24 protein-coding genes are annotated in these 26,909 nt (G+C 62.8%); 10 read left to right on the top strand and 14 right to left on the bottom strand.

Annotated elements, in window-relative coordinates:
* Positions 1–117 precede the first annotated feature (117 nt).
* The 3 genes from hemE to FSY59_RS11715 all read left to right on the top strand — a co-directional run bounded on the left by hemE (position 118) and on the right by FSY59_RS11715 (position 5,427).
* The gene (hemE, locus tag FSY59_RS11725) at positions 118–1,233 is read left to right on the top strand and encodes a uroporphyrinogen decarboxylase (RefSeq protein WP_003059247.1); all 1,116 of its coding nucleotides are present in this window, start codon (positions 118–120) and stop codon (positions 1,231–1,233) included.
* Positions 1,234–1,893: 660 nt separating this feature from the next.
* A complete protein-coding gene (gene priA, locus FSY59_RS11720; RefSeq protein ID WP_148728991.1) occupies positions 1,894–4,110 on the top strand; it encodes a primosomal protein N' in 2,217 nt (738 codons plus the stop codon).
* Positions 4,111–4,305: 195 nt separating this feature from the next.
* Positions 4,306–5,427: an asparaginase gene (locus FSY59_RS11715; RefSeq protein ID WP_148728990.1), complete on the top strand. Its 1,122-nt coding sequence runs from the start codon at positions 4,306–4,308 to the stop codon at positions 5,425–5,427.
* A 210-nt stretch (positions 5,428–5,637) separates the two neighbouring features.
* Here the strand turns inward: FSY59_RS11715 and FSY59_RS11710 are convergent, their stop codons facing one another.
* From FSY59_RS11710 to FSY59_RS11690, 5 genes are all read right to left on the bottom strand, one after another.
* A complete protein-coding gene (locus tag FSY59_RS11710; RefSeq protein ID WP_148728989.1) occupies positions 5,638–6,588 on the bottom strand; it encodes an AEC family transporter in 951 nt (316 codons plus the stop codon).
* 129 nt (positions 6,589–6,717) lie between these two features.
* Complete coding sequence (locus FSY59_RS11705; protein ID WP_003059256.1) at positions 6,718–7,077, bottom strand: hypothetical protein; 360 nt, start codon at positions 7,075–7,077, stop codon at positions 6,718–6,720.
* An 86-nt stretch (positions 7,078–7,163) separates the two neighbouring features.
* Complete coding sequence (locus FSY59_RS11700; protein WP_003059259.1) at positions 7,164–7,565, bottom strand: roadblock/LC7 domain-containing protein; 402 nt, start codon at positions 7,563–7,565, stop codon at positions 7,164–7,166.
* Positions 7,562–8,128, bottom strand: a complete 567-nt coding sequence (locus FSY59_RS11695) for an ATP/GTP-binding protein (RefSeq protein WP_003059262.1) — start codon at positions 8,126–8,128, stop codon at positions 7,562–7,564. Before FSY59_RS11695 ends, FSY59_RS11700 begins: the two co-directional genes overlap by 4 nt.
* Entirely contained in the window at positions 8,125–8,913 is a 789-nt protein-coding gene (locus FSY59_RS11690) for a hypothetical protein (protein ID WP_187427912.1), read from the bottom strand. Before FSY59_RS11690 ends, FSY59_RS11695 begins: the two co-directional genes overlap by 4 nt.
* 229 nt (positions 8,914–9,142) lie before the next feature.
* Here FSY59_RS11690 and FSY59_RS11685 point away from each other — a divergent pair, with 229 nt between their 5' ends.
* From FSY59_RS11685 to FSY59_RS11675, 3 genes are read left to right on the top strand one after another with little or no spacing between them, the layout of a single operon-like run.
* Positions 9,143–11,215, top strand: a complete 2,073-nt coding sequence (locus FSY59_RS11685; RefSeq protein ID WP_003059267.1) for an ATP-dependent helicase — start codon at positions 9,143–9,145, stop codon at positions 11,213–11,215.
* A gap of 9 nt (positions 11,216–11,224) precedes the next feature.
* Positions 11,225–11,653 (top strand): hypothetical protein, encoded by a 429-nt coding sequence (locus tag FSY59_RS11680; RefSeq protein ID WP_050872871.1) that lies wholly within the window; start codon positions 11,225–11,227, stop codon positions 11,651–11,653.
* A gap of 41 nt (positions 11,654–11,694) precedes the next feature.
* Positions 11,695–12,909: a phospholipase A gene (locus FSY59_RS11675; RefSeq protein WP_003059271.1), complete on the top strand. Its 1,215-nt coding sequence runs from the start codon at positions 11,695–11,697 to the stop codon at positions 12,907–12,909.
* 248 nt (positions 12,910–13,157) lie between these two features.
* On the opposite strand, the gene FSY59_RS11670 is transcribed toward FSY59_RS11675, so the two are convergent.
* The 7 genes from FSY59_RS11670 to FSY59_RS11640 form a co-directional block, all read right to left on the bottom strand.
* A complete protein-coding gene (locus tag FSY59_RS11670; protein WP_003059272.1) occupies positions 13,158–13,550 on the bottom strand; it encodes a RidA family protein in 393 nt (130 codons plus the stop codon).
* Between the two features lie 2 nt (positions 13,551–13,552).
* Positions 13,553–14,014, bottom strand: a complete 462-nt coding sequence (locus tag FSY59_RS11665; protein ID WP_019043362.1) for a thioesterase family protein — start codon at positions 14,012–14,014, stop codon at positions 13,553–13,555.
* Between the two features lie 76 nt (positions 14,015–14,090).
* Positions 14,091–15,707 carry a benzoate-CoA ligase family protein gene (locus FSY59_RS11660; RefSeq protein ID WP_043370659.1) on the bottom strand — a complete coding sequence of 539 codons (1,617 nt, stop codon included), beginning with the start codon at positions 15,705–15,707 and terminating at the stop codon, positions 14,091–14,093.
* Positions 15,708–15,761: 54 nt separating this feature from the next.
* The gene (locus tag FSY59_RS11655; protein WP_050872877.1) at positions 15,762–16,925 is read right to left on the bottom strand and encodes an acyl-CoA dehydrogenase family protein; all 1,164 of its coding nucleotides are present in this window, start codon (positions 16,923–16,925) and stop codon (positions 15,762–15,764) included.
* Between the two features lies 1 nt (position 16,926).
* Entirely contained in the window at positions 16,927–17,781 is an 855-nt protein-coding gene (locus FSY59_RS11650) for an enoyl-CoA hydratase family protein (RefSeq protein WP_043370655.1), read from the bottom strand.
* Between the two features lie 22 nt (positions 17,782–17,803).
* Positions 17,804–18,574, bottom strand: a complete 771-nt coding sequence (locus FSY59_RS11645) for an SDR family NAD(P)-dependent oxidoreductase (RefSeq protein ID WP_050872879.1) — start codon at positions 18,572–18,574, stop codon at positions 17,804–17,806.
* Positions 18,575–18,698: 124 nt separating this feature from the next.
* Positions 18,699–21,023: a bifunctional salicylyl-CoA 5-hydroxylase/oxidoreductase gene (locus FSY59_RS11640; protein ID WP_003059284.1), complete on the bottom strand. Its 2,325-nt coding sequence runs from the start codon at positions 21,021–21,023 to the stop codon at positions 18,699–18,701.
* Between the two features lie 140 nt (positions 21,024–21,163).
* On the opposite strand from FSY59_RS11640, the gene FSY59_RS11635 reads away from it, so the two are divergent.
* Together FSY59_RS11635 and FSY59_RS11630 are read left to right on the top strand one after the other, a co-directional pair.
* Positions 21,164–21,679: a MarR family winged helix-turn-helix transcriptional regulator gene (locus FSY59_RS11635; protein ID WP_003059287.1), complete on the top strand. Its 516-nt coding sequence runs from the start codon at positions 21,164–21,166 to the stop codon at positions 21,677–21,679.
* Positions 21,680–21,774: 95 nt separating this feature from the next.
* Entirely contained in the window at positions 21,775–22,197 is a 423-nt protein-coding gene (locus FSY59_RS11630) for a hypothetical protein (RefSeq protein WP_050785796.1), read from the top strand.
* 47 nt (positions 22,198–22,244) lie between these two features.
* Here the strand turns inward: FSY59_RS11630 and FSY59_RS11625 are convergent, their stop codons facing one another.
* Positions 22,245–22,718, bottom strand: coding sequence for a universal stress protein (locus FSY59_RS11625; RefSeq protein ID WP_003059291.1), 474 nt, complete (start codon positions 22,716–22,718; stop codon positions 22,245–22,247).
* Positions 22,719–22,839: 121 nt separating this feature from the next.
* On the opposite strand from FSY59_RS11625, the gene tgt reads away from it, so the two are divergent.
* Entirely contained in the window at positions 22,840–24,012 is a 1,173-nt protein-coding gene (gene tgt, locus FSY59_RS11620) for a tRNA guanosine(34) transglycosylase Tgt (protein WP_003059294.1), read from the top strand.
* 268 nt (positions 24,013–24,280) lie between these two features.
* Complete coding sequence (locus FSY59_RS11615; protein ID WP_003059296.1) at positions 24,281–25,702, top strand: GGDEF domain-containing protein; 1,422 nt, start codon at positions 24,281–24,283, stop codon at positions 25,700–25,702.
* Between the two features lie 48 nt (positions 25,703–25,750).
* Here FSY59_RS11615 and FSY59_RS11610 read toward each other — a convergent pair whose 3' ends face one another.
* Positions 25,751–26,851, bottom strand: coding sequence for a hypothetical protein (locus tag FSY59_RS11610; protein ID WP_003059297.1), 1,101 nt, complete (start codon positions 26,849–26,851; stop codon positions 25,751–25,753).
* Between the last annotated feature and the right edge of the window lie 58 nt (positions 26,852–26,909).

Here is a 26,909-nt window from a genome sequence, read left to right as displayed (position 1 = left end):
GACACTTGGATGACGGTTGCATGACAAACCATGGCAGCCGCCATCCCTGCACAGAGAGCTGAATTGCTGCTCGGGATTGTGGTGAATGGGAAAGCCGGAGTGGGCGACAATCGACATATGAGTTTCGCCCCCCTGACCAATGACACCTTCCTGCGCGCATGCCGTCGCCAGGCTACTGACTACACGCCCCTGTGGCTGATGCGCCAGGCGGGACGCTACCTGCCCGAATACAAGGCCACCCGCGCCAAGGCCGGCAGCTTCATGGGCCTGGCCACCAATGTGGACTACGCCACCGAGGTGACCCTGCAGCCGCTGGAACGCTTCCCTCTGGACGCGGCCATTCTGTTCAGCGACATCCTGACCGTACCCGACGCCATGGGCCTGGGCCTGTCGTTCGCCGAAGGCGAAGGTCCGCGCTTTGCCAAGGTCGTGCGCGACGAGGCCGCCGTGGCCGAGCTGGCCGTGCCCGACATGGACAAGCTGCGCTATGTGTTTGACGCCGTCACCAATATCCGCAAGGCGCTCAATGGCCGTGTGCCCCTGATCGGCTTCTCGGGCAGCCCCTGGACTCTGGCCTGCTACATGACCGAGGGCAAGGGCAGCGATGACTACCGCACCGTCAAGTCGCTGATGTACTCGCGCCCCGACCTGATGCACCGCATCCTGGAAGTCAACGCCGACAGCGTGGCCGCCTACCTGAACGCCCAGATCGATGCCGGCGCCCAGGCCGTGATGATTTTTGACAGCTGGGGCGGCGTGCTGGCCGACGGCGCTTTCCAGGAATTCAGCCTGACCTATACCAAGCGCGTGCTGGCCGGGCTCAAGCGCATCGGCGTGGACGGCAGCGATGTGCCCCGTATCGTCTTCACCAAGGGCGGAGGCATCTGGCTGCCCGACATGAAGGACATCGACTGCGAAGTGCTGGGTCTGGACTGGACCGCCAATCTGGGCAAGGCTCGCGCCATCGTGGGCGGCGAGATCGGCGGCCCCGGCAAGGCGCTGCAGGGCAATATCGACCCCAATGTGCTGTTTGCCGCGCCCGAGCAGGTCGCCGCCCAGGCGCGCGCCGTGCTGGACAGCTTTGGCAAGCCCCATACCGACAAACGCACCACCGGCCCCACCCACATCTTCAATCTGGGTCATGGCATCAGCCAGTTCACCCCGCCCGAACATGTGGCCGCGCTGGTCGAAGCTGTGCACAAGCACTCGCGCCTGCAGCGCGCTCAGGGCTGATTCCCGCTGCAACAAAGGCCTTGCCGGGCGATTGTTGCAGCATCACAAGGTCGTATCACCCAAGCAGATCAAGTGGTTATTGGACGACAATCCCTGGCCTGCGACGCAGAACAAAAGCGGTAAGTTATTGATTTCAAACCACTAAATCTCAGAACTCTCGAAATTCGGCGCCAGCAGTGTTTGGCGCTTTTTTATTTTTTCACTTCTTCCCGCCTCGATTGAAGGAAGTTATCCACATGTGGATGTTCCGAGGAGGCATCAGGTCTCGCGGCTGCTTGCATTCCTGCTATTTTTTTGGGAAGTTAAGGACTTTGCACCATGGTTTGCGCGCAGTTAAGTTTAGGGAGGTTCTCGGTTGACAGTGCCTCACCACCTGATTTATGCACAGATCTGGCAAGGCAGAGTCCCTGCATGCGCCCCGTCTGCCCCATCTCGGAAAATCACCAGAAATACATATAAGTATTTGTTTTTAATCTATTAATTACTGATGCACCCAGTTCTCCCGCTGGCTTCCAGATGCGAACCAGACTTGACTGGAGCTTTGGCGCGTATTTTTTCTCACAAAGTTATCCACAGAGCGCAAAGCCTTGGCAGGCCTCAAAATCTGCTATAGCTCTGAGAAGCTGCGGCCCTGGCAGCACTTTCCCCTTATCCCAGCCCATGTCCCATACTGTTCACGTTGCCGTCCAGACCCCTGCCCATAGCGCCGTAGGTGATCTGTTGAGCTACGGTAGCGACGCGCCGCTGGAGCCCGGCACGCTGGTACGCGTTCCCCTGGGAAAAAGGGAGTTGCTGGGCGTGGTCTGGGATACGCCGGCCGCCCCGGAAGCGATTCCCGATGGGGTGGAGCTGCGCAGCATTGCCGCCCAGCTGCAGGGCATAGCGCCACTGGACCAGGCCTGGCGACGGCTGGTGGCCTTTGCCGCCTACTATTACCAGCGCAGCCTCGGCGAAATCGCCGTCGCCGCCCTGCCACCACAATTGCGCGAGATGTCGCCCGAGCAACTGGCCCGGCGGCTGGCTTCGCCCAAGACAGCCAAGACGCCAGCCGGCAAGCGCAGGAAGGCACAGGCCGCCGAAACAGCACTGGCGAGCGCCGAGACGGTGGCTCATACGCCTGACGCCAGCAGCGCAATGCCTTTGATCGCGCTCAGCGCCGAGCAGTCCTCGGTTTTCGAGCAGATTGCGCAAAACCCCGGCCCCTTTCTGCTCTATGGCAGCACCGGCAGCGGCAAGACAGAGGTTTATCTGCGCGCCGTCCAAGCCATGCTGGATGCCAGCCCCGAGGCACAGGCTCTGGTGATGGTGCCCGAGATCAATCTCACGCCGCAGCTGGAAGAGCGCTTCATCGCCCGCTTCGTGCCCCGGTATGGCAGGGAGGCCGTGGTCAGCATGCACAGCGGCATGACCAACCCGCAGCGCCTCAAAAGCTGGCTGGCCGCGCACACGGGCCGCGCCCGCATCGTGCTCGGAACGCGCATGGCCATTTTTGCCAGCGTGCCGCAGCTGGCGCTGATCGTGGTCGATGAAGAGCACGATGCCAGCTACAAGCAGCAGGAAGGCGCGCGCTACTCGGCGCGCGATCTGGCCATCTGGCGCGGTCGTGATACCGGGGCCAAGGTCATTCTAGGCAGCGCCACGCCATCCCTGGAGAGCTGGCATGCCTCGGACCCCGCAGTCGGCCGCTACCTGCGCCTGCATATGCCCAGCCGTATCGGCGCGGCCGGCTTAGGCGCGGCCGGCTCAGGCGCGGCCGGCTCAGGCGTGGCCGGTCTGCCCAGGGTGAGAATGGTGGACATGGGCCAGCAACCCAGGCGCGCCGTGTTCTCGCCACCGCTGATCGAGGCCATTACCGAGCGCGTCAAGCGCGGCGAGCAAAGCCTGATTCTGCTCAACCGCCGCGGCTTTGCCCCCGTGCTGTTCTGCGCCGACTGCAACTGGAAGAGCGACTGCCCCCATTGCAGCGCTCACCAGGTCTTTCACAAGGGCGACCGCACGCTGCGCTGCCACCACTGCGGCTTTACCCAGCGTGTGCCGTTTGCCTGCCCCAGTTGCGGCAACCCCGACATCCTGCCGCTGGGCAAGGGCACGGAGCAGTTGCAGGAAGAGCTGGAGCGGCTGCTGCGCAATGTGCAGCGTCCCGACGGCAATCCGGCCCGTGTGGCGCGCATCGACGCCGACACCACCAAGGCCAAGGGCAGTCTGCAGGAGCAGCTCGCCCAGGTGCATGCTGGCGATGTGGACGTGCTGGTCGGCACCCAGATGGTGGCCAAGGGCCATGACTTCCGGCGCATCACGCTGGTGGCTGCCGTGCAACCCGACAGCGCGCTCTACTCCAGCGACTATCGCGCCCCGGAGCGGCTGTTCTGCCTGCTGATGCAGGCCGCCGGGCGCGCCGGGCGCGATGCGCAATATGTGAAGGACCAGGGCAGCCATCCGGAGATGTGGATTCAAAGCCACGACCCTCAGAACGCCGTCTACACCGCACTGCGCAAGCATGACTACCCGGCGTTTGCCAGGCAGCAACTCAAGGAAAGGCTGGATGCCGGCATGCCGCCCTATGCCTTTCAGGCCATAGTCCGAGCCGATGCGCGCACCCAGGAAGCTGCCCAGGCTTTCCTGAATTCCGCCACCCAGGTCGCCAGAGAGGCCAAGCTGCCCTATCTGGACGAGGTGTTCATCTACCCGCCCATCCCCATGGCGGTGCAGCGCGTGGCCAATGTGGAGCGTGCCCAGATGCTGCTGGAAGCCGCAAACCGCAGCGCCCTGCTGCGCTTTCTGAATGCCTGGCAGCAGTATCTGCACTGGCTGCGCACTCTGCCCGAGCACAGGCCGCTGGTGCGCTGGCTGGTGGATGTGGATCCGCTCAGCATCTAAAGCCGCTGAAAATTTAAGGGTTTTAAGTCTTCAACCCTTTACCCATAAGCGCTGACAGCTATCAATTTATATAAACCACAGGCGCCTGGCAAATCCATCGGGATTTGCGCGAATGGGCAAGCCGGCATGGCTATTGCATGGTGTGAGGCTCGGCTCCACAAGAGGCCGTTTCATTCAATCACGGAGCACTACTTCATGCAAAAACAAGTCTTCCGCCAGTCCTTGCTGGCTGCCACCATTGCCGTTCTGGGCGTTCTGTCCGCCCCCAGCGCAGCCCTGGCGCAGGATGCATCGCCTGCGGCCGCGCAGGCGGCCAAGGCGCAGGCAGCCAAGCCCAATGTAGTGGTACTGGCCACGGGCGGCACGATTGCGGGTGCCGGTGCCTCGACCGTCAACAGCGCCACCTACACGGCCGCCAAGGTCCCTGTGGACAAGCTGCTGGCCGGCCTGCCCGAGCTGGCCCAGATCGCCAATGTGCGCGGCGAGCAGGTGTTCCAGATCGCTTCCGAGAGCTTCACCAACGACAATCTGCTGACACTGGCCAAGCGCGTCTCGCAGCTGGCCAAGCAGCCTGATGTGGACGGCATCGTCATCACCCACGGCACGGACACGCTGGCCGAGACGGCCTACTTCCTGAGCCTGACCGTGCACACCGACAAGCCCATTGCCGTGGTCGGCAGCATGCGCCCGGGCACGGCCCTGTCCGCCGATGGTGCGCTGAACCTGGTCAATGCCGTCAGCGTGGCCGGCTCCAAGGACGCCAAGGGCAAGGGCGTCTTCGTCACCATGAATGACGAGATCAACATCGCCCGCGATGTGAACAAGGACATCAACATCCAGACCGGTGCCTTCAAGAGCCAGTGGGGCCCGCTGGGCATGGTGGTCGAGGGCAAGAACTACTGGTTCCGCGCACCCGTCAAGCGCCACACCATGAACTCCGAGTTCAATATCGACAACATCGACAAGCTGCCCCAGGTGGACATCGTCTATGCCTATGGCAGCGTCCAGCCCACGGCCGTGAATGCCCTGGTCGATGCCGGCGCCAAGGCCATCGTCCATGCCGGCACCGGCAATGGCTCGGTGGCCGACCGCATGGTCAAGCCGCTGCAGGATGCCCGCGGCAAGGGCGTGCTCGTCGTGCGCTCGTCACGCGTGCCTTACGGCTTTGTGCTGCGCAATGCCGAGCAGCCCGACGACAAGTACGACTGGGTGGTCGCCCACGATATGCGCCCCGAAAAGGCACGCCTGCTGACCATGCTGGCGCTGACCAAGGGCGCCAACACCAAGGAACTGCAGCGGATGTTCTGGGAGTATTGAGCACTCCCCCTGAGGCGCTGACGCGCCTTCCCCCTCTCTCGCCTTGCTACGCAATGCGGGAGGGGGACGACAGCCTCGCTGCGGGGCGGCGGGGCCGCCTAGACCCTTGCTCGCTGTCTCTTTCGAAAGGGATCTGCATAAGCAAGGGGGTTAAAAGCATGAAAAGCGGTTTGCACAGGCTGGTCTTGCGCAAGCCGCTCTTGTTTTTGATCAGGTCATCAGCGCCACGGCAGCGGAGAAGCTGAGGAAGGCCAGGCTGGTCGACACCAGGATGATGCGCGCCACTCGGCCGCTGTGGGCGCCGTAGCGCTCGGTCAGCAGCGACACATTGCTGGCCGAGGGAAGAGCCGCCAGCAGCACCAGCACCACCAGGGTTTCGTGCTGGAGCCCCAGGCCCATGGAGATCGCGGCCAGTCCGACGGCCCAGACCAGCAACGGATGGACGACCAGCTTGGCCAGCGCAACCGGCACATAGTCCCGCGCTGCCACGCGTTCGTGGCTGTTCATCTGCGAGCGCGCCAGCACGGCGCCTATGGTGAACAAGGCCACCGGCGAAGCCGCTGCGGCCAGCATGGCCACGGTCTTGTCCACCGGGCCGGGCAATACCCAGCCCATGGCCGACGCCAGACCGCCCAGCAGAATCGACCAGGGCATGGGATTGGACGCCATGCCCTTGAGCGAATTGCGCACCGCCAGCCAGATTCCTTGCCCTCCCGCCAGATCGAGCCGCGACAGCGCAATGCAGGCCGAGGTGGTGACGACCATGTCGATGGCCATGGTCACGATCACCGGCCCCGCGCTCTGCGCGCCCAGCAGCGCCGCCAGCATGGGAACGCCCATGAAGCCGGTGTTGGGAAACGCTGCCACCAGAGCACCGAATGCGGCATCGTTCCAGCCCAGGCGTCTGCGTGTCAGCAGCACGGTCGCGCCCACCATCAGCACCGCACAGAGCAGATAGACCAGGGTGACGTTGATGTCGAGCAGCTGATGAATCGGTGTCTGCGCGCCAAAGCGGTACAGCATGCAGGGCAGCGCGAAGTACAGCACAAAGGCATTGAGGCCGGGGATCGCTGCCTGGGGCAGGATGCAGCGCCATGTGGCGGCAAAGCCGCAAGCCACCAGCGCAAAGAAGGGAAAGGTGATGAGTAGAACGGACAGCACCGGCAAATTGTGACAGCGCGCTGCGGCAGACCTCTCGGAGCCTTCGATGAAAATTTTTCAGTGCCGCCCCGGTTCACAAAACAAAGCCTGCGCAAGGCAGGCCGCTGTGACGGATGCAAGGACTGCGCGTCAGAGCTTGAGCTCCTTTTCCACGTCGGCAGTCTTGCGGCGCGCCAGCGCCAGATTGGCGCGAGCCTTGTCCAGCACCAGATAGAAGAACACACCGTCATTGGCGGCCACGGGACGGATGATGTGATATTGCTTGCCCAGAGTGATCAGGATGTCGTCGATCTGATCGTTGAGATTGAGCATGCGCATGGTCTTGAGCTTGGCGCGCACCACCTCGGTGTTGCCGGCCGCAGCCAGCTCCATGTCCACGCCGCCGCCGACGCTGCCCATCAGCATGCCGCTGGCGCTGTCCACGAGAGCGCCACAGACGGCGCCGTCTGTGGTCATCAAAGCGTTCAGAGAATCCTGGATAGAGGCCATAAATCCACCTTTTTGAAAAAGCAAGACAAGGAACCCGTGCGCAGTATGCGCACCCACTCGGACTCAGAACTCCAGTGAACCTGTGATCAGGAAGGCAGGTACCCTGTGGCAACCTCGCCGGCCGCCCAAAGCGCGCGCCCCAGCAAGGCGTTCTGATCGACCACCAGACAGAGAACGGCCGGGAAAGAGCCGTTCACCGCCTGGAAGACCACGGTGCCCGACTCCGTCTCGAAGGTCAGGCGCTTGCAATCCTTGTGACCGATTTCATTGGCCACGGCCCTGGCCATGGCCATCAGCGAGCCCGCCATGGCCGACAGCCGCTCGGTCGGCAACTCGCTGCGAATGCGCAGCGCAGCAATCTCGAAGCCGTCAGGGGTGCAGAGCAAGGCGATATGGACGCCTGCAACCGGGGCGACCACGCGCGCCAGGATTTCCTGGCCGGCCTGCACCGCATCGGCCGGAATCACGAGAGAGGTATGGGTATTCATAGGGTCTGACTTTGCAGGGACAGCAGCGATGCCAGCACGCTCAGCGCATCCAGCATCTGCTGGCGATCACGCGGGTCGGCTTCAATCAGCGGGGTGATCTCATGGCCTCTGGCCACCAGGGCCGAGCTGAACGCCTCCAGCCTTGCTCCGCTGGCGCTGCGGCAGCTGAGAATGAGCATCAGGGGAGCCTGCTCCAGCTCTGCGATCCCCGTCAGCATCTCGCTGGCGTAATCCACCGCGCCCGCATCGTTGACGTCCAGCATCAGCAGCGCCCCCACCGATGCCGAGAGCACCCAGCGACGCACGAAATCGAAACGGTCCTGGCCGGGACTTCCCACCAGCTGCAGTCGCTCGCCCGAGCCCAGATCGATCTCGCCAAACTCCGCCCCTACCGTGGTGAACTCCTTGCTGTGTGCCGCCCTGTCCAGGTTGCGCACATCGCTGCCTGCCATGAATTCCCCGCACAGGCTGCGCAGCGCCGTGGTCTTGCCTATGCCCATGGGCCCAAGCAGACTCACCCGCAGCAGGCCCTGGCCGGGCTGCATGGGCATGAAAGATGTCATGTGCGTCCTCCACGGCTAATCCAGCCCGTCAGTTTGCTGACCCATTGGAGCGTCACCGAAGTGGCGGCCTGCCTTGGGGTGCTTGATTTGCGTGCATCCGCAGGCTGCTCGGGGCCGCGCAGACTGCAGTGCAGGACGGCCTGAAGCTGAGGCAGGGACAGCAGGGTCGATAGCTGCGGCATTTCGATGCCGGCGTGCTCGGCCAGCGATCGGGCATCGATGGGCCCGCGCGCGAGCAGCGCCAGCACGCGCATGTGCAGCGCACTGTTGGCGCTGCCAGGCAGGGCGACCCAGGACTTGATCTGAAAGCGGTGCGGACAGTCGGCACCCTGCTGCTGAAGCTCCTGCAGGGCACGCTGCAGCGACAGGGGTGCGTCGGTCCTGTGCCGGGCTCTCCAGTCCATGAGGAAAACCGCTGCGCGATCAAGCATGTCGATCAGGTCGGACAGCGTAAAGTCCGCATCCAGATGTGCGGCCCAGCCCTGGGAGGAGCGCCCCAGCGGCTGCATGGCCGGCTCGCCACCAAGATAGACCACGCAAGGGGCTCTCGCCTCTGCCCTGGCCAGCAGGCTGTCCAGCCCTTCGATCACCAGCACTTCGGCCGCCTGGCGCGGAACCTGACGCCAGGCAGAAAGCGACTTGCGCGCGGCCACGGCGAACAGCGCTTCAAAGCGCTGCTGCACGGCAGGCGTCCAAAGTTCTGCGGCCAAGCTCACTTCACCGATGGTTCTCGCCATGCACAGCACCCTGACTGTTGAGGAAAAGACGATGAATCCCTCAACCATCGCCAATTCGCTGGCGCTGTCGGGATCAAGGCCGGACACGATGCAATCTTCACGCTACACAACTAACACCTTATTACAACAATTATTCAAGTAACGGCAGAGCGCACGTGTAGGTGAAATGCTCGCTGAGTCCCTGATTTTTGTCAGTTGTGGGCGCTGTCATCAGGGCTCTTCCCGGTGAAGCGGTATGCTCCCAGTCCTTGTTTTTGATGATGGGTCACTCTGCTTCATGTCTGCTGGTCTCAACCTCGCTCAGCTCCAGGCCGTGCATTACACCGACGGTCCATGCCTTGTTCTGGCAGGCGCCGGGTCAGGCAAGACCCGGGTGATTACACACAAGATAGGCCGCCTGATCGAAACCGGTCTGGCGCCACGCCGCATTGCCGCCATCACCTTTACCAACAAGGCCGCCGCCGAAATGCGCGAGCGCGCCGCAGGCCTGATCGGCCGCCAGGCCAAGGAGGTGCTGATCTGCACCTTCCACTCGCTGGGCGTGCGCATGGTGCGCGAGGACGGCCACATTCTCGGCCTCAAGCCCCAGTTCAGCATTCTGGACACCGACGACGTCACCGGCATCCTCAAGGACTGCTCGGGCGGCACCACCGATGTGGCGACGGCACGCCAGTGGCAGTGGACCATCAGCGGCTGGAAGAACCAGGGCTGGGACAGCCGCAAGGCCCTGGCCATGGCGCAGGACGACAACGAGCGCAGCACCGCTCTCATCATGCAGCGCTATGAAGAGCGCCTGACCGCCTACCAGAGCGTGGACTTCGACGACCTGATCGGCATGCCCATGCGACTGCTGCGCGGCCACCCCGAGGTGCGCGAGAAATGGCAGCGCCTGCTGGGCCATGTGCTGGTGGACGAGTACCAGGACACCAATGCCACGCAGTACGAGCTGCTGAAATTCCTGGTGGGCGAGCGCGCCCACTTCACGGCCGTGGGAGACGACGATCAGTCGATCTACGGCTGGCGCGGCGCCACGCTGGACAATCTCAGGAAGCTGCCCGTGGACTTTCCGCAGCTCAAGGTCATCAAGCTGGAGCAGAACTACCGCTCCACCAGCGCCATCTTGCGCGCCGCCAACAATGTGATCGGCCCCAACCCCAAGCTGTTTCCCAAGACCCTGTTTTCGGAACTCGGCGAGGGCGAACCCGTGCGCATCGTCGACTGCGACACCGAAGAGCACGAGGCCGAGCGTGCCGTGGCCCGCATCCAGAGCCTGCGTGCCAATATGAACCCGCAGCCCGCGTGGAAGGACTTCGCCATCCTCTATCGCGCCAACCACCAGGCCAAGCCCTTCGAGAAGGCGCTGCGCAAGGCCAACATCCCCTACAAGGTCTCGGGCGGCACCAGCTTTTTCGACCGCGCCGAGATCAAGGACCTGTGCGCCTGGTTCCGCCTCTGGATCAACAACGACGACGACCCGGCCTTTCTGCGCTCCATCGGCACGCCCAAGCGCGGCATCGGTCACACCACGCTGGGCAAGCTCGGGGAATTCTCCGCTGCGCACAAGCTCAGCATGTTCGGCTCGCTGTTCAATGCCATGCTGGAGGAGGCGCTGCCGCGCAAGGCCTTCGAAAGCCTGCTGGAATTCGGCCGCTATATCAACGACCTGGAATACCGCGCCCGCCACACCCTGGGCTTTGAAGCCTCGCGCAGCTTTCTGATCGACTGGCTCAAGGAAATTGGCTACGAACAGTATCTGTATGACAGCGAAGACAGCGAGTCTGTCGCTGCCGCGCGCTGGAGCAATGTGCTGGAGTTCTGCGACTGGATGGCCCAGCGCGCCGGCGGCCAGATCGAGGATGCCGCAGGCGCCGGCACCCAGACCGAGGTCAAGAGCCTGCTGGAGGTCTCGCAGAACATTGCCCTGCTGTCCACCATCAGCGAGCGCGAGAAGGAGCAGGACATGGTCGTGCTCTCCACCCTCCATGCCTCCAAGGGCCTGGAATGGCCCCATGTCATGCAGGTCGGCGTAACCGAGGGCATGCTGCCGTTCAAGCTCGACGACGACGACGGCAAGCAGCAGAAGCTCAGCGATGAAACGGCAGCGCGGCTGCAGGAAGAACGCCGCCTGATGTATGTGGGCATCACCCGCGCCCAGCGCACGCTGGCCGTGAGCTGGACCAAGCGCCGCAAAAAAGGCCGCGAGATGGTGGCCTGCCAGCCCAGCCGTTTCATCAAGGAAATGGGCCTCGATGCGGCCACGGCCAAGGAAGACCCGCGCGAGAAGCTGCGCAAGCTGCGCGAGGAATTTGCCGCACGCAAGAACCAGGCGGCGCCAGGCGCCGCCAACTGAAGACCCGAGATGACTTTGAGAACTCTGATTTTCATAGCTGCCAGCGCTTTCTCCCTAAGCGCCTGCGCCCAGTTTGACTCCAAATCAGCCAACACTTGCCCGCAAGACTGGCAGATGGGCGACAAGCAGTTGCAAGGTGAATGGACAGCCTCCGTCACCGGCAGCGAAGAAACCGCCCGCATGGTGCTGGGCCCGCATCCCGAATGGGCAGGCAACGTCAAGGGCAGCGTCAGCCGCCCGGGCGGCAGCCACCCCATGGTCGGCGATGTGAACGATGGCACGGTCACGCTCGAAGAAAGCGCTGACGGCTCACGCATCACCGGCACCTGGCTGGGAGAAGTGGTCGACGGCAGCTGCGGTACAGAAATTCACGGCAGTTACCAGGAGGGAGAAAATGATCCACCCCGCGCGTTCATCATGCGCAAGGCCCAACCCTGAGCAGGGTCGGGCCTTGTCCTGCCTGTGCATTGATTGATCCCATGAGTATTCGCTTCTTCACCCCGCCCCCCCTGACCCTGAGCATAGGCTTGACACTGGTCGGCGGCCTGAACCCGGCCACCGCCAGCAGCGCGGAACTGCCGCCACCCGAAAGCTGGCAGCAATGCGCAGCCACCACCAGCAACACCGACCGCCTGGCCTGCTTCGATGCATGGGCACACAAGCAAGGCCCGGCGGTTGCAACCCAGGCCGCCGGTTGGAGTGTGCCTGCGGCTAGCGCACAAGCTGCGCCTGCTCTCACTGCCGCTACCGCCTCGGCGAACGACGCAGCGCCCGCCAGCACGGCTGGGGCGACTGTCGCCAGCGCCGACAGCGGCCTGGGTCTCTCGCCCACCAACGGCGGCTGCCGCGATCCGCGCTACACCGAGGTTTCGCGCTACTTCGAGCTGGAGCCCGGCACGGACTGCGGCACCTTCAACTTCCGTGGCTACCGCCCCATGTCGGTCTCCGTGGTCATGGGCGACGAGGTCAACCAGCAGCCCTATTCGCCCAGCCGCGGCCTGGCGACCGAGCAGCCCTACCAGAAGCACGAGATGCGCCTGCAGCTCTCGGCCCGTACCAAGATTGCCTCCGGCCTGCTGACCGGCCCCACCTCGAAGGGCAAGGATTCGCTGTGGTTCGGCTATACCCAGCAGTCCTACTGGCAGCTGTTCAACGGCGATATCTCGAGGCCCTTCCGCACCACCGACCACGAGCCCGAGGTCTTCTACGTCTACCCGACGGACGCCCAGCTGCCGCTGGGCTGGCGCTGGCGCTACTCGGGCATTGGCATCGCGCACCAGTCGAACGGTCAGAGCAATCCGCTGTCGCGCAGCTGGAACCGCTGGTATCTGATGACCGGCGCCGAGCTGGGCAACCGCTGGCAGCTGCATCTGAAAGCCTGGCAGCGCATGAAGGAGAGCGCGCTCGAGGACGACAACCCCCACATCCAGGACTACATCGGCCGCGGTGAAGTCAAGCTGGGCTGGAACGTCAACGACCAGAACTACCTGGGCCTGACCGCTCGCGGCTCACTGGGCCAGGGCAAAGGTTCCGGACGCATCGAATGGCTGCGCACCCTGGGCGAAGGCTGGAACGGTGGCAAGAGCAATCTGCGCCTGCATGTACAGCTGTTCAGCGGCTATGGCGACAGCCTGATCGACTACAACAACAAGCGCACGGTGCTCAGCGTGGGTCTGAGCCTGCTGGACTTCTAAGCGCCGACCGAGGCGCTGCGCCCGGGCGGCCCCGCGCCCACCCCCAGGGGCGAGATGCAACGGGCAGCCCAGGCTCGCTGCCTCCGGCTGAGGGCTTGAGGCTCGGGAAGTACCGCTTCTACAGATTGCGCCCGCCAGCTTCGTCGCACTCATATTTCATAGCATATAGCACCCTTTCACCATTAATTTCAAGATTAAAAGGCCTTGAAATTCAATAGAGACAAGCGCTAACAGCTATCAAATCAGAGTCACTCCGGCACCACGGCCGTCACTTCGATCTCCACCTTGGCTCGGTCCTCGATCAGGGCCGCCACCTGCACAGCTGTCATGGCCACGCTGAATGAACCAATCAGCTCGCGATAGGCCCTGCCGATCTCGGCCTGCTGCGCCAGATATTCCTTCTTGTCGGTGATGTACCAGGTCATGCGCACGATGTGTTCAGGCCTGGCTCCACCGGCCTGCAGCACCTCGACGATATTGTGCAGAGCCTGTCTGGCCTGCGCCGCGAGATCGTCGGTATGAAACCGGCCCTCGGCGTCCCAGCCAATCATGCCGGCTACATAGATCTGGCGGCCACTCACGGAAACTCCATTCGCATATCCCTTGGGCCGGGGCCAGCCCGGCGGCAGCAGTACTTGCATGTTCAACTCCTGTTTTCTGTTGGATTGGATGAACTCAGCCAGCGTTCGATGGCGCGGCGAATTGCGGGTGGCGCACTGATCGCCTGATGGGTTTGAAGACTGGTGAAGACCAGCACTTTCTGCGCCGTCACGCGCAGCTGTCCCTCCGGGCCCGTGCAGTCCACATCGAGTGTCAGCGAACGATTGCCCAGCTTGGCGACCGACAGGCCCAGCGCCACGGTTTCCCCCATGCGGGTGATGGCGCGAAAATCGCACTCCAGGTGCACGATGGGAAGACCCACCCTGTCCTTTTGCACCATGTCCGCATAGCTCAGGCCCAGCGCGTTGTTGAACCAGTCTTCCACCAGTCCGTTGAACAGCACCAGATACTGCGGAAAGAAGATGATGCCCGCCGGGTCGCAATGCGCAAAGCGAATCGGCATCTGCGTCACAAAGCGTTCTGAAGCCATTGCTACCTCACTCATAGCCAGACTGTTCTTTCAACAAAAATTACGTGCAACACCTGCCCATCAGGCGCAGGTCGCTTGAAAAACATGGCCATCAGGTTTCATGCAGGCGAAAGCGCTGCAACTTGCCCGTGGCCGTGCGCGGCAACTGGTCGACGAACTGCACGGCCCGTGGGTATTTGTAGGGCGCGACCTGACTCTTCACAAAGTCCTGCAGCTCCATGACCAGGGCATCGCTGGCCATATGGCCGGCACGCAGCACCACAAAGGCCTTGACGATCTGGCCGCGCTCGCTGTCGGCCACGCCGATCACCGCACATTCGGCCACGGCCGCGTGCAGCAGCAAGGCCTCCTCGACTTCGGGAGAGGCAATGTTGTAGCCGGACGAGATGATCATGTCGTCGGTACGCGCCTGATAGACAAAATAGCCGTCGCCATCCATCAGATAGGCATCGCCCGTCAGATTCCAGCCCTGACTCACATACTTGGTCTGACGGCTGTCGTTGAGATAGCGGCAACCCGTCGGGCCTTGCACGGCCAGCTTGCCCACGGTGCCCGGAGAGACCTCACGCCCCTCCTCGTCCACCACCTTGGCACGGTAGCCGGGAACGGCCTTGCCGGTGGCGCCAGGGCGCGCATCCTCTTCGCGGTGCGAGATGAAGATGTGCAGCATCTCGGTGGAGCCGATGCCATCGATGATTTCAATGCCGGTCGCATCCTTCCACAGCGCCCGCGTGGAGGCAGTCAATGCCTCGCCCGCCGACACGCATTTGCGCAGCCGGGTGCGCCGAATGCGTTCGCCCTGCTGGGCCATCACGCGATAGGAGGTAGGGGCCGTGAACACCACGGTGGCGCCAAATTTCTCAATGCCGTCCACCAGTTGCGCGGGGCCGGCCTTCTCCAGCAAGGCCATGCTGGCCGCTATGGACATGGGGAACAGAACCTGTCCGCCCAGACCGAAAGTGAAGGCCAGCGGCGGGCTGCCTATGAACACATCGTCGGCATTGGCGCGCAGCACATGCGCAGGCCAGCAGGCGCAGACCGCCATCACGTCGCGATGGAAATGCATGGTGGCCTTGGGCACGCCCGTGGTGCCCGAGGTGAAACCCAGCAGGCAGGTGTCTGTGGCGGCAGTATCCACGGCCGTGAAGCTCGCAGACGCAGCCTGCATCAGCGGCTCAAGCGCGTCTGCGGCAGCGCCTTGGCCGTTGAAGAACAGAACCTTCTGCAGCCGGGCGGATTTTCCTTGGGCGCCCTGCATCTCGCTGCGCAAGGCCTCGTCGCACAGCGCATGGCCGATCTGCGCGATGTCGACAATCGCGGACAGCTCCTTGGCTCGCAGCAGCGGCATGGCAGCCACCGCTATCCCGCCAGCCTTGATGACGCCAAACCAGCAGGCCACCATCATCGGATTGTTGGGCGCGCACAGCAGCACGCGGTTGCCGGTCACCAGGCCAAGCGGCCCGGTCAGCACGTTGGCAACGCGGTTGGCTTGCTCCTGCAGCTCGGCATAGGTCCAGCGCACTCCCTCGGCCTGAATGCACAGGCGATCGCCCCGACCTTGCGCTACATGTCTGTCGAGCAGCTCCACGGCGCAGTTCAGGCGCTCCGGGAACTGCAGCTCGGGCAGCTCGAAACGGAACTCGGGCTGCAGCTCGGCGGGCGGCAGATTGTCTGCGGCAAAGGTATCGATATGCGCGGTGTACGACATGACTCACACTCCTTTTGGCCAAAACAGGCGGATGTTCTTTATTCGCGAGCGCTTTCAGCCATGGTTCTTGATGAGGTCACGCCCGATGATGAGCTGCTGCACCTCGGTCGCGCCTTCGTAGATGCGCAGGGCCCGAATCTCCCGGTAAAGCCGCTCCACGGGCTGCTCACTGACCACGCCCAGACCGCCCCAGATCTGCACGGCCGCATCGATCACCTGCTGGGCGTTTTCCGTCGCCGTCATCTTGGCCATGGCAGCTTCGCGTGTCACGCTCTCGCCCTGATCGCGCAGCCAGGCCGCACGGTAGGTCAGCAGCGCTGCGCTGTCGATCTGCGTGGCCATCTGCGCCAGCTTGGCCTGGGTGAGCTGGAAGTCGGCCAGCACCCCGCCGAACATCTTGCGACTGGTGGCACGCTGCAAGGCCTCATCCATGGCGCGCCGCGCAAAGCCCAGCGATGCGGCAGCCACCGAGGTGCGGAACACATCGAGCGTGCGCATGGCCACCTTGAAGCCCTCACCGGCCTCGCCCACACGCTGCGCTGCAGGCACGCGGCAGCTGGAGAACTTCAAACGCGCCAGCGGGTGCGGTGCGATGACCTCGATGCGCTCGGCCACTTCGAAGCCCGGTGTGTCGGCATCCACGATCAGCGCCGACAGGCCACGCGAGCCCGGTGCCTCGCCGGTGCGCACAAAAACGACATAGAAGTCGGCGATGCCGCCGTTGGAGATCCAGGTCTTCTCGCCGTTGATCACATAGTGATCACCTTCGAGTCTGGCCTCACAGGCCATGGCAGCCACGTCCGAGCCGGCATCGGGCTCGGACAGTGCAAAGGCCGAGATCGCCTCGCCCCTGGCCACCCGGCTCAGGTAGCGCTTTTTCTGCTCTTCGCTCCCCGCCAGAGAGATCGCCCCCGAGCCCAGGCCCTGCATGGCGAACGCAAAGTCGGCCAGACCGCTGTGGCGCGCCAGCGTCTCCCGGATCAGGCAGATGGCTCTGGTGTCGATCTGCTCGCCGGCACCGCCATGGGCCTCGCCCGCCACCGCATGCCGCAGCCAGCCGGCTTCGCCCAGGGCCTTGACCAGTTGCCGGCATTCGGCATCCACATCGGGGCCATGGGAATGCGCAATGTTCTGCCTGGCCCAGGCATCCAGCGACTGGGCCAGACGAGCGTGATGGGCTGCAAAAAAAGGCCACTTCAGATAGCTGGTGTCTGCCATATCAGTTTCCTTGAAAAACGGGCTTTTGCTTGGCCACGAACGCGTGATAGGCACGCGAGAAGTCCTCGGTCAGCATGCACAGGGCCTGGGCCTGGGCTTCGGCTTCGATGGCCTGCTCTAGGGTCATGGCCCATTCCTGGTGCAGCATGGTCTTGGTAATGCCGTTGGCAAAGCTGGGGCCGGCAGCCAGGTCGGCAGCCAGCTTCTGCGCCTCGGCCAGCACGCTCTCGGGTTCGCACAGACGGTTGAGGAAGCCCCAGCGCTCGCCCTCCTCGCCACCCAGGCTGCGCCCCGTATAGAGCAGCTCGCTGGCACGCCCCTGGCCAATGATGCGCGGCAGCATGGCGCAGGCCCCCATGTCGCAGCCCGCCAGCCCCACGCGGTTGAACAGGAAGGCAGTCTTGCTGCGCGCGGTGCCCAGGCGCATGTCCGAGGCCATGGCCATGATGGCCCCAGCCCCCGCACATACGCCATCGATTGCAGCAATGATGGGCTGGGGGCAGGCACGCATGGCCTTGACCAGCTCGCCCGTCATGCGGGTGAACATCAAAAGCTCGGGGGCCTTGAGTGCGACCAGCGGACCGATGATTTCATGCACATCGCCACCCGAGCAGAAATTGCCGCCGGCGCCGACCAGCACCACCGCCTTCACATCCTGCGCCCACTTGAGCTGGTGAAACAGGTCGCGCAGCTCCGCATAGGAATCAAACGTCAGCGGATTCTTGCGCTCGGGGCGATTGAGGGTGATGGTGGCCACACCATCTGCCACCTGCCACAGGAAATGCGTGGCCTGATAGCCGGCCAGCGGCTTGTGGTTGCCAGCTTGCAGCGCTGGGTCGATTGCGTATTCGCTCATGTCTGCCTCCAAAAACTCTGGGTCACATGACTTCGCCACCGGCGACGGCGATGGCTTGCCCGGTAATGCTTGATGCGCCTCGCCCACACAGCCACTGGACGGCGTCCGCCACCTCCTGCGGCTGCACCAGACGGCCTTGGGGGTTGGATTTGACGAACTCGGCCATGGCCTGCTGCGGTGTGCGGCCGGTCTTGGCCACCACGCGGTCTATGCTGGTTTTGACAATCTCGGTTTCGGTATAGCCAGGGCAGACGGCGTTGACGGTGATCCCGGTTCTGGCGTACTCCAGCGCCAGGGCGCGTGTCAGGCCCACCACGCCATGCTTGGCAGCCACATAGCCAGCGACATAGGCATAGCCCACCAGGCCAGCCGTGCTGGCCACATTGACAATGCGCCCCCAGCCCGAAGCGGACATGGCTGGCAGCACCTGCTGAATGCAGTGCATGGTACCGGTCAGGTTGACCGCCAGCATCTGCTGCCAGTGCGCGGCATCCATCTTCATGAAGGGCACGCTGCTGGCCTGGCCGGCGTTGTTGACCAGAATGCTGATGTCACCATGAAAGGCTGCCGCCTGCGCAAACGCAGCCGCCACCTGTTTTTCATCGGCCACATCGGCCAGCACCATCTGGCATTGACCAGGGTGCTGCTCCACCAGCTTTTGCAGCGGCTCGGCGCGACGCCCAAGCACCGTGACGCGGGCGCCCTGGGCCAGCAGCCGGCGTGCAATCGCCTCGCCAATGCCCTGGCCCGCGCCCGTCACCAGCGCATGTTGATCGTTCATATCGCCTGTCATTGATTTCTCCAGGCCAGCGGCCCATCAAACGGATGCATTCCCGCCCTCACCTGCCGGGCCGGGAACGCCCTGCATCCGCTGTCCCCAGGCTTAGGTGAAGGCACGCAGCGAAGACTCAGGGGTTTCATTTGGCCGACGCCTGCTGCGCTTTCTCGCGCTCGAACAAGGCTTCCATCTGGCGCTTGCCCTGGAAGTACTGCCTGGGCCAGACGATGGGCGTGTAGCCGATCTTGGCAGCCTCGGTCAGCGTCCAGGCCGGGTTGGCCAGATGCGGTCTGGCAATCGCGCACAGATCGGCACGTCCTGCGGCAATGATGCTGTTGGCATGGTCGGCCTCGCTGATCGCGCCCACGGCCATCGTCGCAACACCGGCCTCCTGGCGAATGCGGTCGGCAAACGGGGTCTGAAACATGCGGCCAAACACAGGCTTTTCTGCCTTGCTGACCTGACCCGAGGAGCAGTCGATCAGGTCCGCACCCGCAGCCTTGAACGCCTTGGCGATCTCCACCGCATCTTCGGGGGTGATGCCGCCGGGCACCCAGTCATGGGCCGAGATGCGCACGGACATAGGCCGGTCCTGAGGCCAGACGGCACGCATGGCCTTGAAGACTTGCAGCGGGTAGCGCAGACGGTTTTCCAGACTGCCGCCATATTCATCACTGCGGTGATTGGTCAGCGGCGAGATAAAGCTGGATAACAGATAGCCATGGGCGCAGTGCAGCTCCAGCCAATCCACGCCGATGTCGGCCGCCATCTGCGCGGCCTGCACGAACTGCTGCAGCACCTGATCCATATCGGCGCGTGTCATGGCCCTGGATATCTGGCTCACGCCCTGCAGATATTGCTGCTCCGACGCGGCCATGATGGGCCAGTTGCCCTGCTCCAGCGGCAGATCCGTACCTTCCCAGGCCAGCCGCGTCGAGGCCTTGGCGCCCGCATGGCCGATCTGCATGGCGAACTTGGCATCGGTATTGGCATGAATCCAGTCCGCAATGCGCTTCCAGGCCTGCTTCTGCTGCGCCGAGTAAGTCCCGGGGCAGCCCGGCGTGATGCGCCCCTCGGGGCTGACACAGGCCATCTCGGCAAACACCAGCCCCGCCCCGCCCATGGCGCGCGCGCCCAGATGCATGAGGTGATAGTCTCCGGGCACACCGTCCACGGCCGAGTACTGGGCCATGGGCGACACCACGATGCGGTTCTTGAGCGTGAGCCCGCGCAGCCTGTAGGGCAGGAACATGGGCGGCGGCGCCTTGCCATCCGTGGTCACGCCATTTCTTTCGGCCAGCCAGCGCTCATAGCCGTCCAGCCAGGCGGCATCGCGCAGGCGCAGATTCTCGTGACTGATGCGCTGGCTGCGCGTCAGCATGGAGTACATGAACTGCTCGGGCTCGAGCTGATCGCAGTAGCGCTGTCCGCAGACCTCGAACCACTCCATCGCATTCCAGGCCGCGTTCTGCAGGCGCAGCGTCTCCACACGACGCGCCTCCTGGTAGGCGGTCAGCACCTCGGGAATATGCACCACCGCATCGCCGATCTGCTTGAACTGGCGCGCCAGCTCAATGGCATCCTCAATCGCCAGCTTGGTCCCCGAGCCGATTGCAAAATGCGCCGTATGCACGGCATCGCCCATCAGCACCACATGGCTGCCCCTGGCATTGCGCAACCACCATTGGTCGCAGACCACGCGCTGAAAATTGATCCAGGCCGAACCGCGCAGATGTCGCGCATTGGTCATCAGCTTCTCGCCCTGCAGATTGTCCGCAAACAGCTTTTCGCAGAAGGCAATGGACTGCTCCTGGTCGGCGCCATCGAGGCCGCTGGCCTTCCAGCATTCCTCCGTGGTCTCGACGATGAAAGTCGAAGTCTGGTCGTCGAACTTGTAGATATGCGCCTGGAACCAGCCATGCTCGGTGCGCACGAAATCAAAGGTGAAGGCCTCGTAGACCTTGTTCGTGCCCAGCCAGATGTAGCGATTGGGACGGGTGACGATATCGGGCTTGAAAGTGTTCTCGTACTTGCTGCGGATGCGGGAGTTCACGCCGTCGCAGGCAATGATGAGGTCGGCATCCGGATACTCCTCGTCGCTCTGCACATCGGTCTCGAACACCAGGTTGACACCCAGCTGCTCGCAGCGCGCCTGCAGGATGTTGAGCAGGTGCTTGCGGCCAATCCCCACAAAGCCATGGCCGCCGGAGCGAATCCTGCGTCCCTTGAACAGCAGTTCGATATCGTCCCAATGGTTGAAGGCCTGCTCGACCTGCGTCGCCGTCACCGGGTCCCAGACGCGCATATTGTCCATGGTGGCATCGGAGAACACCACGCCCCAGCCGAAGGTGTCATAGGGCAGGTTGCGCTCCACCACCGTCACCTCGTGCGCAGAGTTCATCTGCTTCATCAGCAGCGCGAAATACAGGCCGGCGGGGCCGCCACCTATGCAGACGATCTTCATGACAGCAATCCCTTCCTGGCGCGTCGAGAAATGGCGCACTGAAAATTACTTTATGTCTAAATTATTAACGCATGAACTTTTCACTAAAATCAGGCCAAACCCTGAAGCCAAGCTCAGGCGCTTGAAACACTATGTAGACCATGGACAAACACCATCTGGACTCTTCCATCGATATGCCGGACACCCCTGGCCGCGAGGCTGGTCTGTCTGACTCCGACCATCAGGCCGTTCGCCTGTGGCTGCGCCTGCTGACCTGCAGCACGCAGATCGAGCAAGTCATACGCAGCCAGCTGCGCACGGAATTCAGCACCACCCTGCCTCGCTTCGACTATCTGGCCCAGCTCAGCCGCTTTCCGAAGGGGCTGCGCATGAAGACCTTGTCGGAATATCTGATGGTGACCGGAGGCAATGTGACGGGGCTGACCGATCAGCTGGTCGCCGAAGGCTGGGTGGAGCGCGTGGCCGACGAAGAAGATCGACGCGCCATGATCGTTCGGCTGACGCGCATGGGCAGAAAGCAGTTCAAGGCCATGGCCACCGCCCATGAGCAGTGGCTGCAGCAGTTGCTGGCACCGCTGGACAGCGAAAGTGCCAGCGATCTCTACAAACAGCTGGGCAAGCTCAGACAGGTACTGAGCTTGTCAGAAGGTGCCTGAGCCCGAAAAACCACCGCTTAGTGACAATTTCATGGAGAATGCCCTGCACGCAGTCCTGCGTGACACAGGCTTTGGGGGCATGGTTCATGGATTTAATGCATCTGCGATATCGGCTCAGGTCCGGGTATTACTACCTCTACGACATGCGTGATGCGCTCAATGCCATCACGGGAGAGCGCCCCTATCGCCTCAAGACCGAGCTGGTCGCCATCGCGTTCGATCGCATCACCGGCCGCGTGCACCAGCATGGTCACCCCACTCGCATCCACTCCTGGGCCATGGGTGCGCAGCGCCGGCTGCGCATGGCAGGAGACTGGGAGGGCGCGGACCGGCTGATCGTGGTCTCCGGTCCCTTGCCCGAAGAGGAAATCAACAAATGCCTGAGCGTTCAGGGCTATTGCCGCTGGATGCTGATGCGTCTGGCCAGCATGCCGCATGGCAAATTTTCCGCCCACCGCGCAGGCAGCCGCAGCAGCTGGCAAAGGCGTGAATCCGGCCAGCAGCGCCGCGCGGCCTGACTTCGCCCCCAAGCGCCCCCTGCGACGTGTTGCGCAGGGTCATCCCCTCAGTCGTCCGCTTCCTCGTCGGAGCTTTCATCCAACTCAGCGACTTCCGGCATTTTCACGATCGTCACCGGCAGACGGCTGTGCCTGGCCACCTCGCGTGAAACCGAGCCGATCAGAATACTGCCCAGTCCGCTCTGGCCCGTGGCGCCGATGATGATCTGATCGCATTCATTGCTCTCGGCAATATCGATCAAGGTATTCGCCTCTTCGCCCAGGCTGATCTCCACCTCGTAGGAAGCTCCGGCTTCCTTGAGCAGATCCTGAGCCGGTGCCACCAGATCCATGCCGGCTTCGATGCTCGCGTTGGCGATCAGGTCGGAATCTGTGGTTGCAAGCTCCAGCAGCGATGCCTCCTTCTGCACATGAGCTATCACAAAGTGAGCATCCAGTCCGCTCCGCAAAAGCTTGATGCCGTGGCGTACGGCCTCAAGCGCGACATCCGATCCATCCACCGCAAGCATGATCTTGAGCATGGCAACCTCCTGTTCGTCTTGTGCACCAGTGTAGGGCCAGGCAGCAAAGACGGGTTACGAATCTGGGCCAAGCATCGGCTATTGCAGCAGTGCTTGCAAGCATCTGGGAAAATAGCGGACTATGCTGCAGTTTGACCTTCTCAAGACCGACCCGAACAGCCACGCGCGCCGTGGCACCTTGACGCTTAACCACGGCAAGGTTCAGACCCCCATCTTCATGCCCGTGGGCACCTATGGCACCGTCAAGGGCGTAATGCCGCGCAGCCTCGAAGAAATGGGCGCACAGATCATCCTGGGCAATACCTTCCATCTGTGGATGCGTCCCGGCCTGGACATCATGAAGTCCTTCGGCGGTCTGCACGACTTCGAGAAGTGGGACAAGCCCATCCTGACCGACTCGGGGGGCTTCCAGGTCTGGTCGCTGGGCGCCATGCGCAAGATCACCGAAGAAGGCGTGCATTTCCAGAGCCCCGTGAATGGCGACAAGCTGTTCATGTCGCCCGAGGTCAGCATGCAGATCCAGACGATTCTGAATTCGGACATCGTCATGCAGCTCGACGAGTGCACGCCCTACGAGACCAACGGCAAGAAGACCACCGAGGCCGAAGCACGCAAGTCCATGGAGATGAGCCGTCGCTGGGCCAAGCGCTCCAAGGAGGAGTTCCAGCGCCTGGAGAACCCCAATGCCCTGTTCGGCATTGTGCAAGGCGGCATGTACACCAATCTGCGCGAGGAATCGCTGCAGGGTCTGCTGGAAATCGATTTCCCCGGCTATGCCGTGGGCGGCGTCTCCGTGGGCGAGCCCAAGGACGAGATGCTGGAGATCATGGCCCACACGCCGCATCTGCTGCCCGCCAACAAGCCGCGCTACCTGATGGGCGTGGGTACGCCCGAAGACCTGGTGCAAGGCGTTGCCGACGGCGTGGACATGTTTGACTGCGTGATGCCTACCCGCAATGCACGCAACGGCACCATCTTCACGCGCTACGGCGATCTGAAGATCCGCAACGCCCGTCACAAGGTGGATCACCAGCCCATAGACACCACCTGCACCTGCCATGCCTGTGCCGGCAAGAGCGGCGTGAGCTGGGACGATGGTGGTCGCGACGGCTTCAGCCGCGCCTATCTGCACCACCTGGACCGCTGCGGCGAAATGCTGGGCCCCATGCTGACCACCATCCACAACCTGCACTATTACCTGAACCTGATGCAGGAAATCCGCAATGCGCTCGACGCGGGCACGTTTACCGAGTTCCGCGCCCGCTTCAAGGCCGATCGCGCACGCGGGGTCTAAGCCTTCGACTCCATCTGCTGCAGCAGAACACAAAAAAGCCAGAGCCAGTCTCTGGCTTTTTCGTTTCCGATTTCACCATTGAAACCTTCAATTGAAAAATTTCGTCAATTGCCCATTGCAATGCGGCATAGGAGGCCGATTTTCTGTATGTTTTTGTTAAAACATCAGCGCATTGGACGGCAACCACCGACATCTTTGGCGATTGACATCGAAATCCACCAATAACCACTGAAAAGCACGACACGACACGCTCGCGGCATCTCCCTCCATGACCGAAGCTTCCTCACCCAAGCAAACGCCTTCGTTGCAGACCACCGCCCCCCAGGCATGGACGGTCGCGCTCGCCCTGGGGTGCATGGTGTTCGTGGCGGCCTTGCTCGGTATCCTGGGACGTCCTCTGGGATTTTTCTCGGCGATCTGGCCGGCCAACGCGCTCTTGCTGGGGGTGCTTCTGCACAAGCCTGGCTGGCTGCGTCCTGGCTCGATCCTGGCGGTCTCGGCAGGCTATATCGCTGCGGATCTGCTGACAGGCAGCCGGCTGGATGTCGCAGTCCTGCTGAGCATGGCGAATATGGCGGGTGTCGGTACGGCCTGGGCGCTGATGCACAGGCAAAGCCGCGCCACCTTGTTCATGCAGCGCCAGTCTTCCGCCTTGCTGCTCTTTGTCGGCAGCGGCATGGGCGCACTGGCAGCGGCAATACTCGGCGGGCCGGTGGTGACGGCCGTGTTCGGAACACCGCACTGGCAGGCTTTCTCCATGTGGTTGAGCAGCGAATGGCTGAACTACATGACATTTTTGCCCGTTGTTCTGGCCTGGCCGACACGCAAGCAGCCTGCACCGAACTGGACCGAGCCCACCCCCATGCGCCGCGTCCTGCCTTTGCTGTCTGTCATTGCACTGGAAACCATCAGCTACTGGATCAAAGGCCCCGGTTCGCTGGCGTTCTCGCTGCCGGCTCTCATATGGTGCGCGCTGAGCTATCGCATCTTCAGCCTGACGCTGATCACGGCAGCACTTTGCCTGAGCAGCATCATTTTCATTTCGCTGGGCACGCTTGAATTCACACCCGCTCATTTTCTGGAGGCTTTGTCATTTCGCATGGGTCTTTGCATGCTGGTGCTGGGCCCGCTTGCGGTGGCAGGATCGCACATGGCCCGCAACGAGCTGATGCAAAAGCTCAGCCATGCCGTCAACCACGACTTTCTGACCGATGCGCTGGCACGCGGCGCCTTTTTGAAGCAGGGACAAAGAATACTGGAGCGATGCCGCCAGGATGGCCAGCCTTTTGCCATCCTCATGCTGGATCTGGACCATTTCAAGCAGATCAACGACAGCTTCGGCCATGCCGGCGGCGACCAATTGCTGCGCAGCTTCTGCCAGACGCTGACCCAGGTGCTGCGCGCTCAGGACATCGTGGGCCGCATGGGAGGCGAGGAATTCGCCGTGGCTCTACCCAAGGTGAATGCCGCCGCAGCGCAGGAGATTGCCAAGCGTATCAACCGCGCCATCCGGGAGCTGCGCGTTCCCATGGATGACCAGTTGATGAGCGCCACGGTCAGCATAGGCCTGATCCATACCGACCGGCTGCAAGCGCATCAAAGCCTCGATCTGCTGCTGCAGGATGCCGACCAGGCTTTGTATGAGGCCAAGGCGGCCGGGCGCGACCGCGTCAGTTCACAGCTTTGCTGAGCGCGACCCGCAGCCCTGCGTCCAGCCGCTGGACTGCCCGGCCAGCGTTCACCCGATCTCGTTCGCCCCGGATGCCGGCCCAGCTGCGGGTGCCGCATCCAGGCGCGGCAAGATCTTGCCTGCCGCAGTGCCGCAGCTATGGCAAAAGCGTGAGAACGCGCTCTTGCGGGTATCGCAGCTGCCGCAATGATCGAACAGGCCGATACCGCAGTGGGGGCAGAAGTCGATCTCGGTGTTCTTGAGGTCCACCGGGCGCTCGCAGCCCGGGCATACATTCTTGGAAAGCCGCTCCAGCGCCACGTCATAGCTCAGCTCTTCACGGCGCTGCTCTTCGGGCAGAGACTCCTGCAGCTTCTGCTTTTCCAGATAGCGGTTGAGCGCAAGAATGGCATAGCGTCCCAGCAGAACCGTCACCACGATGCCAACGATGTAGCGCACATAGCCGCCGTAGTCAGGCAGATAGGGCACCAGCTCGACAAAGAAGGCAAACAGCGCGAAAAAGATGAAGCCCCAGACAAAAGGCCACCAGGTGCTCTTGCGCTTCTTGGCGAACAGCCAGCCCGCCACGCCCAGCAGGGGCAAGGTGATGGCCAGACGGAACAGAAACACGCGCAGCTCGCTGGCGCGCATGGCGGCTTCATACTGGGGATAGGCCTGCTCGCGCAGACTGCTCATCTCAGCCTCGGCGTTGGAGACGGCCTGGTTGGCTTCCAGATGGGTCTGAGCCTCCTTCTCGCGCTCCTGGCGGGCCATGTCTTCGGCCTGCTTGAGTGCATCCAGCGCCTTGCTGCGCGCTACCAGCTCGGCATCCTGCTCCGGGCGCTCCGTCGCCCGACGGGTCGCCACCCAGTTGTCAAAGGTATCCCGCGCCGACTGGTAACGCGCGCGCTCGGCATCGAACTTGAGCTGCGCCCTGTCCAAAGCCTTCTGGGTCACGCCGGCCGTCTTCCGGGCCTGGTCGATTTCGGCCTGCACGCGCTGTACATCGGCCTGCGGAATAAAGGATTCCACCTCCAACGAGCGATCGGGCTGCGGCAGATTGCCCACCACCAGTCCACCCAGACCGATCAGGAAAAAGGCAAACACCAGCGCCACCAGCCAGAGGCCGCGGCGAAACCATTTTTCGGGCAAACGCAGTGACTTGCTCATTTTCAATTACTCCAAAAACGTAGCGCAATGCGCATATTCAGCAAGGTCTTGAAGCCAA

Origin of the sequence: Comamonas sp. Z3 (assembly GCF_008121565.1) — a bacterium.
Taxonomy (GTDB): domain Bacteria; phylum Pseudomonadota; class Gammaproteobacteria; order Burkholderiales; family Burkholderiaceae_C; genus Comamonas; species Comamonas brasiliensis.
Note: the sequence above shows the minus strand (reverse complement) of the source record. Positions and strands in the feature narration are given on the sequence as shown.